Genomic DNA, 11,974 nt, shown 5'->3' with positions numbered 1-11,974 from the left:
GGAGCCATCATGACCGACGGCACCGCACCCAACGGACACACCGGCCCCACCGGGCCCGGACCCACCGGCGTCCGGATCGAGGATCCGCTGTTCCCCGCCGCCATGGCCGCGCTCGGCCGGGCCGCGCGGGACGCGACGGCCATGTGGGACGCGGCCGGCGAATCCGACGCGAGGCACGGCCTGGAGACCCTCGACGCGCTGCGCTACGGCGGGTTCGCGCCCTCCGGCACACGCCCCGTCCCGATCGGCGGCGTCCTGTGGACGGCCGTCGACGAGATCGAACGCGCGACGCCGGGACGTCCGAACATGATCGAACGGCTGCTGCGCGCGTGGAACGGCGCGGACGGCGAACTCGACATCGTCATTCGCAGGCGCGACGACGGCCTGCGTCTCATGCTCGGCGGATACGCCGCCGAGGACCGCATCGGCAAGGCCCGCATGACGCTCGCGCCGACGGCCGCGCTCCGCCGCGTCGGACGGGACGAGGCGCTGCCGCGGCGCCCCCGTCATGCCAGGAGCCTCATGTTCCGCATGCAGGAGCCCGGCGGCGCCGTCCGAGAGGCCGCGGAGGGGATGCCGGGCGTCCGGGGCGACGCCGCCCCGGGATTCCCGCTGCTCGAACGGCTGCAGACGTCGTCAGGCGATTGGACGCTGGCGTTGTGCTGCACGCCGGCGTGGGACGGCATGCGTTCGCGCCTGTCCTGGGAGCTCGGCGCGATCGGCGACGCCGCGGCCTGTCGGATGACCCGCACCGTCCAGACCGGCGGCACCGTCACCGCCACGGTGACGTCCGACCCGTGGCGGCGGGTCCACGATTGGACCCTCGCCTACCAACGCTGGATGAACGAGGCGGGCGCGTGCGGCATGTGGTCGGTGCGCGCCGTCGTGATGGCCGACGACGGGGATGCGGTCATGCACGTGGTCTCCGCCCTCGAGGGCGCGGTCACGGCCACGGACGGCACCGCGTACGAGACGTTCTCGGCGCCCGTGGTCCCGGACGCCGCGGAGCCGGATGCCACCGGCCCGGCCGCCACGGCCGCATCCCCGCCTCCGGCCTTCGCAAGCCTGCTGACCTCCCGTGAGATCGGCGCCCTGCTGGCCCCGCCCGCCTACGGCATGCCCGGATTGGCGGTGCGCATGCCGCAGCCGGCGTCCCGACGCCGCCCCGCCGGCCGCGACGTCGTCGACCTCGGCGTCTTCCGGGGCACGTCGCTGCGCGCGGGCCTGCCGGTCCACGATCTGGCCGGGCATGGTCTGATCTGCGGCAGCGCCGGCTCCGGCAAATCCACCACGATCCGCCGTCTGCTCGCCGAGGCATGGAACCAGCACGGCATCCCCTTCCTGCTCGTCGACCCGCTGAAGGACGACTACACACCCATCGCCGACCGGTTCGACGGCGGCCTGCACGTGGTGCACGGCCGGCAGCTGCGCATGAACCTGATGGAGCCGTGGCCGGGGACGCGTATGACCGACCACCTCATGCGGGTGGCGGAGGCGCTCCGCGGCGCGTTCGCCCTTCCCTCCCCCACACCACTCGTGCTCACGCGGCTGTTCCGCGCCGTCGCCGAACGGTACGGGGACGGCACCGGCGGGACGCCGTCGCTGTTCGACGTGCGTGCCATGGCCGACGGTTTCGTACACGGTCTGGGCTACTGCCCCGAGGTCGAGTCGAACATCCGCGCGGCCCTCTGCCTGCGGCTCGACACGCTGCTCGACCGCGACATGGCGCCGTTCTTCTGCTGGCGCGACTCGTCGATGGTCGTCGGGCTCTTCGACCGTCCCACCGTGGTCTGTCTGGACGACGTTCCGGACGAGGAGACCAGGTCGTTCCTGATGCTGCTGCTCGCGCAGGCCGTATGGTGGCATGCGCGACGGTCCGGCCCATCCGACGACGTACGGCATCTGTTCGTGCTGGAGGAGGCGCATCGCGTGATGCCCCCGGTGGACGACGCCCTGGACGACGACCCGGAGAAGGGGTCGTCGCGGCGCAGCGCGTCGCGCATGCTGTCCACGATGATGGCGGAGATCCGCGGGTTCGGCGAGTCGATGATCGTGGTCGACCAGAGCCCGTCGCGCATCGCCCGCGACGCCGCGCGCAACACCGGGTTCAAGATCGCGCACCGCCTCACGGAGACGGCCGACCGCACGCTCATGGCGGACATGATCGGCCTGCCGGAACCATCGTCGCAGGCGCTGTCGGAGCTCGCGCCGGGCACCTGCATGATGTCCTCGCGGTTCGAGCCGTCGCCGCAGGTCGTGTCGGTCGTCGCGGCACCCGCGCCGGGCGGCCGGCCACGCGATGACGGGGAGGCGCGGCCATGACGCCCGTGCCCGAGCCGCCGCTCCGGGTGGCCACCCGCATCGGTCTGCTGCTCATGAGCGCGCCGGTGCGGGCGTGGGCGACCCTGCGCCGGGTCGCCGCATGGGCGTTCGTATGCTTCGCCGTGGAGGCGGTCGGCTACCGGTGCCTCACGCTCGCGGACGACGTGCGGGCGTACGGCCCGGACCCCGACCGGCTGACGCGCGCCGACGCCTACGGCATGCTCGCCGGCGCCGACCTGCTGCGGCCGTGGCTGGCGCCCGTCCGTTGCGGCATGCCCGACGCCGTCCCGTTCACCGGTGCGCTGCCGGGCATGCTGCTGCTGGCGATGTTCGTCGCGCAGGCCACATGGCCGCCCCGCGGGTTCCGTCGCGGCGACGGACGTCCGGACAGGGACGCCCCGATGCGCCGAAGCGCCGCCCGATCGGCGCGATGCCTGTGGCATGCGGCCGTCACCTTGGTGTTCTCGGTGGGGTTGCAGGCGCTCGGCGCGCTGGCGGCGTTGGAATCCCACGATGCTCCGGTGGCGGCCGCGGCGTGGTGCGCGTTGGCGGCGTGCGTACTGTACGCCGGCCTCGAGCTGCTGCGGCATCTCGCCTACGCGATTGTGGAGCGGTCCTTCGCCTTCGCGGCCCATCTCGGCCTGTCCGCCGTCGTCGTCTGCGCCGTCACCTCGTGCGTCGCCGTCATGCTGTGGCGCGCGGACGGCGTGGCCGGCGCATGGTGCGCGGCGACGGCGGCGATCCTCTACGTCGCGGCATCCGTCGATGGGACGCTGGAACTGCCCGAACCGGTGTCCCCGTCCCCGGCCGGCCGGCTGGCGGCATGGCTTGGGTTCGGCCGGCGGCGGTGACGCAGGCTCAGTGCCGCACGCCTTCCGGCCAGATCACGACGACGCGCTTGCGTCGCGCCTTGGCGTAGGCCACGGCGTCCCCGGTCCCGCCTTTGCCGGCGGCCGGCAGTCCGTCCCAGAACGCCACGAGGATGTCGGATTCGTCCACCACGCGTTTGCCGGCGGCGAGGTACGCGTCCTCGCCCGGCTCGGGGAAGTCCAGGGTCACCGCGGTGCGCACCTGTTCCATGAGCCGGTCGTAGGCGGCGAGCCCCTCCCCCGTGAACGTGGCGCGGTAGCCGCGGCAGGGGATGATGGCCGTGACCGGGTGTCCCGCGCGGAGCATGGCGTCGGCGAACAGCTGGTCGGCCCCGTAGGCCATCGAGCTCAATCCGGTGACGTCCGCCCCGTCGTATCCGCGCAGGAACTCGTCGAGTCCGCGTTCCACGTAGGCCCGCGCCTCGTCGGGGATGCGCTGGTGGCCGGTCACGCCTATGTTCATGGTGCTCTCGTTTCCCCGCGGCGTGCGCCGCGGTCTCGTCGTTTCGTTTGGTTCTGATGGTCTGGGACGGTCCGATGGTCCGGCCGGTCGGACGGCCCGGTGGGGGATCGCCCGTCATGATGCGCGTCAGCGCGCCGCCACGCTGATGCGCACCGGCAGCGCGCCGCCGGGGGACGCCACCCTGCCGAATCGGATGGGGCGTGTGGCGGCCCCCGCCGTGACGGGTTCCAGCGTGCTCGACGTGCCGTCGGGCCAGTGGAGGGTAATCCGGTAGGTCCGCAGGTCGGCGTCCGATTCCAGCCGGACGACGATCGCATGCGGGTTCGTGTCGTGGCGGCGGGCGAGCACCGTCAGATGGTCGGCGTGGAACTGCACCTCCCAGGGTTCCGTCCGCTCCGCCCGTCCCGTCACCGTTCCGGCGGACGCGGGTCCGTCGTCGCCGCGCACGCCGACCGCGGCGAGCGTCGTCCCGTCGAACGCGCACGCCTCCAGTTCGAGGCTGAACAGGTCCGCGTCCCAGTCGGCGTCGGTCCAGCAGCGTCCGGCGGCGTGCGCGATGTCCAGGTTGAGCTTCGGCAGGCCGTCGCGTTCCTCCTGCCGGATGGCGCGCCGGAATCCGACGGGCAGCGCGTCGAGCCCGGTCCGATTCGCCGCGCCGGTGGCCGTCTGCAGCGACTCCCAGATGCCGTTCACCTGGCTGACGAGCGCCCCGTCGGCCAGCACGACGCGTGCCAGGTCCTCGCCGAACCCGCCGGTCGCCCCCTGGCTGATGGTCCATGCGGAGACCTCCGGTCCCACCCGTCCGTGCCAGATCTCCCGAGCCGCCTCGCGGAACGACGGGTCGGACAGCAGGTCTTCCGGCCGCTCGTCCATGGGGGTCGCGCCATCGGCCTTGCCGGTCATGTCGTCATCCATGTCGGACGCTCCTTTCGCCGTCGCCTTCCAACGTCCCGCCGCGGGGGACGCCGCCCGGTCGTCCCGTGGGACGTCCCTGTCCATGTCCGGCGGTTCCGGACCGCCATATCGGGGAGACGTCCACGCCGGGACAGTCCGGCTCGTCCACGCACAGCGGCGGCATGCGGTCGCCTTGGATGCCGGCGATGACGTGCTCCGCCGTGTGCAGCGCGGACAGGTCGTCCCCCGTCACGCCCGCGGTCTCCAGATCGGCGCGGACCGTGTCGAGGTTCTCGATCAGGTAGTTCTTCTTCCTGCGTCCGACGACGCCGTTGCGCGCCGAGACGACCGTGTCCCACCACCTGCCGACGTCGATCCGGTAGTTCAGGTCGTCCGGGTCCCCGCCCCGCCTGGACGCGGCCTGGATGGAGTACCTCGCCAACTGGATGCTGTCCTTGGCGATGCGGGCCTTGCCGTAGGCCTCGTCCAGTCGGCGGACGGCGGCCTCGATGGCGTCCGCGGAGGCGAAGCTGTTGCGTCCGAGCGCGCCGATCATGTACATGACGCGCCGCAGCAGCTCCTCGCCCTGGACCATGGCCCCGCGGTCGGCGGCGGCCCCGCCCGTGTCGTACGCGGCCTGCACGGCGTCGGCCCAGCCGCTCCGGACGCGGAACGGCACGCAATGGTCGTGGGTCGCGCGGCTTTCGTTCCGCTCCCGTTCCAGCCAGGACAGCAGCGAAAACGCCATGGATCCGACGTGTCCGGCGTCGACGGGGTTGACGGACGTGGAGGCGTCCGGCATCGACTCGAACAGGTCCGTGCCGCTGTCCCCGCCGTCGTCCGACGGCGCCGTGCTGCTCTGGGGAGCCTCGTACCACACCCGGATCTCGCGGGTGACGTCGTCCTGCCCCTCGCGCACGACGTGGCCGTGCCGGTCCCGGAGGACGACCTGCCTGCGCTGCCGGTATCCGGCGCGGTGCAGCCATTGGCGCGCCAGATTGACGTAGCACGACGAAGGTTCGGCCCTGACGATGGGGTCTCTGACGGCCAGCACGTATCCGACGGCCTGGCTGCGGATCGTGTCGGACAGCGTGGGCGCGTTCCCGGCGGCGGGCGGCCGCACGGCCGCCGTCGCGCCGGTCTTCGGGTCCTTCGCGGATGATGGCGTGACGGCCATGACGATGACGGCCATGACGTCGACGTCGGAGCCGTCGGCCGGACGCCGCGTGGCGTCGTGCACGACGGCGCAGGCGCGGTTGGCGCAGACGCGGACCCATTGGAGCGCGACCGACCGGATCAGCGACGCGGCCTCGGCGTCGACGGCTTCCCGGTCGGCGCCTCTCCCGTCGTCCATACCGCCGCCGCGCCGCCAGGCGTCCATGCCGCGGCATACGCCTCTGGCCGGCCCCAGGGCGTCGGCCGCCCAGGTCGTCGCCCCGTCCCGTCCGTCGTGCAGCAGGACGGCCAGCAGGACGGCGTAGACCGTCATCCACACCTCCACGTCCGCGCGGGCCCTGGGGGTGTCCCTGACGGCGAAGTCCGCGGTCCCCTTCCGCCATGGCATGAACGTCGCCCTGAAGCGTTTCACGCCGATCGCGTCGATCCATGTCCTCCGGGCGATGCCCAGGTTCGCCGCGGCCCGTTCGACGTACCGGTCCCTGTCCTGCGCCGGCAGATCGTCCCACGCCCGTCCCGGGCGGCCGCCGGCCGCGGGCCTGCCCGCACGGTTCCTGGACCGCCGCACGCGGAATCCCACGTCGTGGAGCAGCCTGCCGACGGCCTCCGGATCCGGGGACGCCTCGTCCGCCACGGATTCGGCGATGCCGCCATACCATTGCTCGGCGAGACGGCATGCGACTTCGAGATGGTCGCCATACGTCCCGTCCCGCTTCGCCGCGCTTCCGTTCCGGAATGCGAGGCACCACCGACGCGCCCACGCGTTGTGCAGGGAGGCCAGTTCGGCCTTCGCGCCGTTGATGAGCGCCTGTTCGGCCGCGTACCTGTCGGGTTCGGTCCGCTGATCGGACCGCAGGTACCGTTCGATGGAGAATCCCGACTCCTTGACCGGCATGGGGCGTTCGACCGTGCCGTCCTGGTCCTTCAGCAGGCACGCGTAGGCGAAGATCGTGCCGTGCCGTGACATCACGTTGTCCACCAGCTCGACCTTCACGTCGTCGATGAACTTCCGGGCGGCTTTGGGCAGCGTGCCGAATTCGGGCAGGTCACGGTAGTCGGCCCCGGGGGCCGGCGCCTTCCCCGACGTCGTCCCCGGAACGTCGTCATCGACCGCGGCAGAGGGAATCATGGCGTCCTCCGTTTCGAACCGGACCCGTACAATGGCCATTGTAGTCCGGCCGTCCGCGACGGCCGGGACGCCAGTGCGAGAGGGAGGGCCGTGATGACGCGTCAGGCGTTGTTCGTGGGCATCGAACAGTATGACCGGCATGCGCCGCTGCGATGCTGCCGCAAGGATGCCCGGGCGATGGCGAAGACGCTGGAGTTCGAGGACGGAGGCCGCCCGAACTGGTCCGGCAGGGTGCTCGTCGACGGCGCCAGCCGCGACGTCGGACAGGACGATCTGGTCGCGGGCGTCTCCCATCTGCTCGACAGCACCGATCAGGACGACGTGCTGTTCTACTATTCCGGACACGCATTCCTGCTCGGCGACGGCGATCTGCTGCTGGCCAGCTGCGAGGACGACCCCGCCTCACCGGACGGGGAACGCAGCGGGCTGCGTCTCTCGGAGCTCATCGCCCACGTGAAGCGACGCGCGGCGCGTCTGCGTTCCGTCGTCGTCATCCTGGACTGCTGCCATGCGGGAGCCGCCGTGGTGGACGCCGCCTTCCCCGGCGACGTACGCAACATGGCGGTGCTCGCGGCGTCCCGCGACGACCAGCAGGCCCGGGAGGTCGGCGAACACGGCAGGTTCACCGCATCCCTGCTGGCCGGGCTCGAAGGCGACAGCGCCGACATCTTCGGCAACATCTCCGTCGTCTCGCTGTTCGCGGACGCCAGCGAATCGCTGGAGCGGAGGGACGTCACGCAGAAGCCCGTACTGAAGGCGTGCCTGGAGCACGACATCATCATCAAGCGCGTCAGCGCCACCATCACCGAACAGTCCCTGCAGTCCCTCGTGCGGACCAGGGACCCGCGCAACGGCGGCCACGTCTTCGAGACCAGCCGCACCGTGTTCCACCCCTACCCGGACATGGAGGCCCCGGAGCCCGCCGACGGCGGCCGACGCAGCCGGCAGGGCAACGAACACGCGAAGGACCTCAACGAGCATCAGCGGCTCATGGAGACCATCAAGAAATGGCGGGACGCGCGCCTGATCGCGATCACCGACGACTCCGGCGCCACACGCGACCTGTACTGGGCGTGCCTCAACGGCGGCAGCGTCCGTCTGACCCCACGCGGCAGATACTATTTCGACCTGATGAAACGCCGTATGGAGGATTTCTGACCGGTTTTCCCGCGCGAGCGCCTCGGATGCATGGGGGTGGTGCAAACACGACACGCCGACTAAGGTTTTCCCGCGCGAGCGCCTCGGATGCCCCTAGATAAGGCGTCACGACGGCCATAGAGGCCGTCCACGTCGAAAGGAACCGAGATGGTCCACGTCACCAATCCCCTTGCACGGCAGGTTCGACGCTATCTGGACGACGGAGGCGTCCGCTATGTCCACGACGACGACCCCTGCCGATTCCAGTTCGTCCCATCCATCCCATGCGCCCTGGAGCGAATCTGGGTGATCATCATCGCCGAGGACGGATTCCTCACGGTCATCGCCTCCCCGCTCCTCACCCCCGACCCCCACGACACGGAGGCCATCCGGAACGTGGAGACGATGTTCACCCGCATCAACTGCCATCTGCGCGCCGGCTCGTTCAGCATCGACGTCCGCAACGGGAAGACGAACTACCGCATCGGCGCGCCGTACATGGACGTTCCCTCGTTCAGGACGCTGGACGTGCTGATGGCGTTGGTATGCCTCAGCTGGGAGCGTCATGGGGACGAATACCTGCGTCTCGCGTTCCCCGGAGGTCTCCCGTTCGACGACGAGGACGACGGGAACGACGGTGACGACGGGAACGACGGGAACGACGGGAACGACGGGAACGACGGGAACGACGGGAACGACGGGAACGACGGGAACGACGGGAACGACGGGAACGACGGGAACGACGGGAACGACGGGAACGACGGGAACGACGGCCGTGACCTCGTCGCCGAATTCGACGCCCTGTTCGGGGAAGGCGACGGGGACGACGACGCGGACGATGACGACGATATGGACGCAGGCGACGACACGGACGCATCGGACACGTCGGACACATCGGACGGCGACCTGACGGACCGGGAGCGGAGCCTGCTGGAATCCGCGGACGACGCCTGCCGCCGCGGCATCGACTGCGAGCGACGCGGCGAACTGCGCCAGGCGCTGGACCACTATCAGGACGCCCTGCGCGCCTACCTGCCCCTCGAAGGACGCATCCCCGAATACCAGCTCGCCGACGTCTACTTCGAAATCGCCGACATGCAGCTGCGCCTGAGCAACATCGACGAGGCGAAACGCGGGTTCCTCCGCTTCCTGGACGCCCGCAGGCGGATCAGGACCGCATACCACCCGAACCAGCCCTTCGCCGACTACAAGACCGTGGCCGCTCACGCGGCGCTCGCCGACATCTACCGTGCGGCGGGCGACGAGGAGCGGGCGAACCGCGAGACCGCGGAACGCGAGCGGGCGCGGGCGAACATGTCCCTCGAATCCACCTTGGCGTCCCGCGTGAACGGGTACTGCTACTGAACATGCGGGCGGGGCGTCCCACCTCCGCCGCGCCTTGGGCGGAAGCCGCGCCGTCATCAACCGGGACGGCGCGGTTTCCGCCGCCAAACTTCAATTACCATATATGTCGTATCGAATATATATCGCCGTCAGAGGCATATATATGCCAAGGGAGTCTCATCATGTCCGAACAGAGCACCATCGCATCACCCCGAAGGGCCTCCGTCATCCGAGTCGCGATCATCGGCCCGACCGATGCCAACCCCACCAAGAAACTCATCAAGAGAATCCTCGAGCAGTGGAACGATATCTGGGGCGCGGAACGCGGCTACTACCTCGACCCGCGCATGTGGGCCCCGGAACAGTCCACCACCATCTTCGGCGCGGACACCGCACAGGACCAGACGAACCGCCGCATCCTCGACAACGCGGAGATCGTCATCGCCGTCTTCCATTCCCGGCTCGGCACGCCCACCACACGGAACATCCATTCCGGCACGGCCGAGGAGATCCAGCGCGCCATCGACGCGCACAAGCCCTGCCACGTGTTCTTCCGCAACATCGCCGACACGGAGGATCTCGTGGAATACAACCGCCTGCTCACCTACCAGAATGAGCTCAGGCGGAAGAACTATCCGACATCGGCGTGGCCCAAATCCGAGCTGGACTGGAGCAGCACCATCTATCAGGCGATCATGGAGGACCTCCAGCAGCGCATCGACGGTTCCGGTCCCTCCGTGCACGCGCCCGCATCCGCACCCGGGGGTGCGCGCAGGCCCTCCTCCCCCGCCGCGGTGAGCGCCGAAACGGCCGAAGCGGTACGCAAGGCGCTGTTCGGCGACGGCACCACAACCATCGGATCCATCGACGCCGGACAGAAACTCAAGGGCGCCGGCGTGACCTACACCGGCTACAGGCTCATGGAATTCCTGCGCATGGTGGAACGACACGGCGTCATCCGCATCGCACAGGACCCCAACGCCCCCACCACCACACCGCAATACCTCATCAGCCCGGCCGCGCCGGCCGCGGCGACCCCGACTCCGACCCCGACCGGCACGGTCCCGACCATCCCGACCCCGACCATCCCGACCCCGGACGTTCCGACCCCGGCCGCCACGGCTCCGACCGCGGCCGTCCCGACCCCGCGACCCGCGCCCACGCCGAAGACCACGGCGACGCCGCAACCCACACCGACGCCGTCGCCCGCGAACGGCCTCCCCTCGCTGAAGCGATACGTGGACGACGCCACGACGTTCACCACGTGGACGTACGTGCCGCCCACGTCCGCCGCCCATCTGATCGCCCGCATCGGACCGGGGGTCAAGCCGCTCGACTTCCTGAACGAGGCCTGGGGCAAGGCATGCGCCGACCACACCGTGACCGTGGCCGACGACGGCGAAAGCGCCGTCTTCACCGCGGACGCCCCCGAACAGGGCTCCGACGGCCCGACCCCGCTGCGTCTGACGGTGCAACGGTCCCGTCCGGATTCACGCCTGCCGTTCTACCTCAGCCGCGTGGACGAGGCGCACAAGACCGACGCCGTCGCCGCCAAGGACACGTTGCGCACGTTCGCGTTCCTCGGCAACGCCAACCCCGAATCACCGGACTCCTACCAGTCGAAGCTCGACCAGCTCGCCGCCATGGCGCTGCCCGAGAACTGGGAGATGCCGGGACAGCAGCATGCGCACGCCCTGCTGGGGAACTACATCACCTACACGTTCCACCACCTGAAGAAGGAGGGGAAGATCGTCTTCAACGAGGCCATCCCCTCCGGTTTCGCGGCCATCAACACCGGATTGGTGGACCGCGGCTCCTACGAGCCGATCTACATGGTCTTCGACCACAACGTGTGGGTGTACAACAACCCGCAGCTGCCCCAATGGCACCTTCAGGGATTCTGCGTGCTGGGCAACGGACAACTCGGCAAGCAGATGTACCGGAACCTGCCCTCCCGCGACGGACGCACCGAGCTGCCCCGCCGGGCCTCGTACTTCAGGCATCTGAGCGACGTGCTGCTGGATATCCCAGACCCGGACATGCTGAAGGTGGATTACGACCACATCCTCGGCGACAACATCGGACGTCTGCCGAAGGCGTTCCTCGAGCGTGTGATCCGTCCGGACACGCAGGTGCGCCAACGCTTCGACGGGCTCCCCGACGACCTGAACGACCCCACGTGGAAGGCCATCGGGCAGGCCGTGCTCGAGGATTCGGACGCCTTCTCGTCCCTGCGCCAGGAGCTGGAACGCGCCATCAGGCAGACGCTGGTGCGCGTGGGCCTCGACTACAAGGTGGCGCTCCCCTCCTACTATCCGACCACGGACAGCATGCAGTTCCTGCTGCCCATCTGCCTGACCGACCACCTGCACGCGGACGTGGCGCTGGTGGTCCAGTCGCAGGCCAACGGCACGGCGCAGGCGCACACCATCCTGACCCTGCCGATGGCGTTCTCCAACGCCCGCATCATCTGCAAGCCGGACAGCAGCTGGCTGAGCATCTGAGCGTGCGCCGGGCACGCGGCGACGGGCCGGCCGCTCCATCGTCCGATACCGGACAGGGGGTTGGGGATGTCGTACGACATCCCCAACCCCTTTCCCTTCGTCTCCGGCTGCTGTCATTATGACAGCGGATATGACT

The 11,974-nt window shown here is 70.0% G+C and carries 8 protein-coding genes; 5 read left to right on the top strand and 3 right to left on the bottom strand.

Annotation, left to right across the window (positions count from 1 at the left end):
- Window positions 1-9 precede the first annotated feature (9 nt).
- Window positions 10-2,322, top strand: a complete 2,313-nt coding sequence (locus JS531_RS02050; protein ID WP_214311929.1) for an ATP-binding protein — start codon at window positions 10-12, stop codon at window positions 2,320-2,322.
- Window positions 2,319-3,173: a hypothetical protein gene (locus tag JS531_RS02045; RefSeq protein ID WP_214311927.1), complete on the top strand. Its 855-nt coding sequence runs from the start codon at window positions 2,319-2,321 to the stop codon at window positions 3,171-3,173. Before JS531_RS02050 ends, JS531_RS02045 begins: the two co-directional genes overlap by 4 nt.
- A gap of 7 nt (window positions 3,174-3,180) precedes the next feature.
- On the opposite strand, the gene JS531_RS02040 is transcribed toward JS531_RS02045, so the two are convergent.
- The 3 genes from JS531_RS02040 to JS531_RS02030 form a co-directional block, all read right to left on the bottom strand.
- Window positions 3,181-3,654 (bottom strand): hypothetical protein, encoded by a 474-nt coding sequence (locus JS531_RS02040; RefSeq protein WP_214311925.1) that lies wholly within the window; start codon window positions 3,652-3,654, stop codon window positions 3,181-3,183.
- 126 nt (window positions 3,655-3,780) lie between these two features.
- Window positions 3,781-4,569: a hypothetical protein gene (locus JS531_RS02035; protein WP_214311923.1), complete on the bottom strand. Its 789-nt coding sequence runs from the start codon at window positions 4,567-4,569 to the stop codon at window positions 3,781-3,783.
- On the bottom strand, window positions 4,562-6,853 hold the full coding sequence (locus JS531_RS02030; protein ID WP_214311921.1) for a hypothetical protein: 2,292 nt from the start codon (window positions 6,851-6,853) through the stop codon (window positions 4,562-4,564). The genes JS531_RS02035 and JS531_RS02030 overlap by 8 nt, the downstream gene beginning before the upstream one ends.
- Window positions 6,854-6,946: 93 nt before the next feature.
- Between JS531_RS02030 and JS531_RS02025 the strand changes: the two genes are divergently transcribed.
- The 3 genes from JS531_RS02025 to JS531_RS02015 all read left to right on the top strand — a co-directional run bounded on the left by JS531_RS02025 (window position 6,947) and on the right by JS531_RS02015 (window position 11,838).
- Window positions 6,947-8,011, top strand: a complete 1,065-nt coding sequence (locus JS531_RS02025; protein WP_214311919.1) for a caspase family protein — start codon at window positions 6,947-6,949, stop codon at window positions 8,009-8,011.
- Window positions 8,012-8,158: 147 nt separating this feature from the next.
- Entirely contained in the window at window positions 8,159-9,355 is a 1,197-nt protein-coding gene (locus JS531_RS02020) for a hypothetical protein (RefSeq protein ID WP_214311917.1), read from the top strand.
- Window positions 9,356-9,516: 161 nt separating this feature from the next.
- Window positions 9,517-11,838, top strand: a complete 2,322-nt coding sequence (locus tag JS531_RS02015; RefSeq protein ID WP_214311915.1) for a DUF3825 domain-containing protein — start codon at window positions 9,517-9,519, stop codon at window positions 11,836-11,838.
- Window positions 11,839-11,974: the final 136 nt, after the last annotated feature.

The sequence above is a fragment of the Bifidobacterium sp. CP2 genome (assembly GCF_018555635.1).
Lineage (GTDB): Bacteria > Actinomycetota > Actinomycetes > Actinomycetales > Bifidobacteriaceae > Bifidobacterium > Bifidobacterium saguinibicoloris.
The sequence above is the reverse complement of the archived record's forward strand: the minus strand, read 5'-3'. Positions and strand labels throughout refer to the sequence as shown.

Coding starts and splice junctions, on each gene's coding strand:
- JS531_RS02050 (WP_214311929.1), top strand. CDS start 10: ATGACCGACGGCACCGCACCCAACGGACACACCGGCCCCACCGGGCCC.
- JS531_RS02045 (WP_214311927.1), top strand. CDS start 2,319: ATGACGCCCGTGCCCGAGCCGCCGCTCCGGGTGGCCACCCGCATCGGT.
- JS531_RS02040 (WP_214311925.1), bottom strand. CDS start 3,654: ATGAACATAGGCGTGACCGGCCACCAGCGCATCCCCGACGAGGCGCGG.
- JS531_RS02035 (WP_214311923.1), bottom strand. CDS start 4,569: ATGGATGACGACATGACCGGCAAGGCCGATGGCGCGACCCCCATGGAC.
- JS531_RS02030 (WP_214311921.1), bottom strand. CDS start 6,853: ATGATTCCCTCTGCCGCGGTCGATGACGACGTTCCGGGGACGACGTCG.
- JS531_RS02025 (WP_214311919.1), top strand. CDS start 6,947: ATGACGCGTCAGGCGTTGTTCGTGGGCATCGAACAGTATGACCGGCAT.
- JS531_RS02020 (WP_214311917.1), top strand. CDS start 8,159: ATGGTCCACGTCACCAATCCCCTTGCACGGCAGGTTCGACGCTATCTG.
- JS531_RS02015 (WP_214311915.1), top strand. CDS start 9,517: ATGTCCGAACAGAGCACCATCGCATCACCCCGAAGGGCCTCCGTCATC.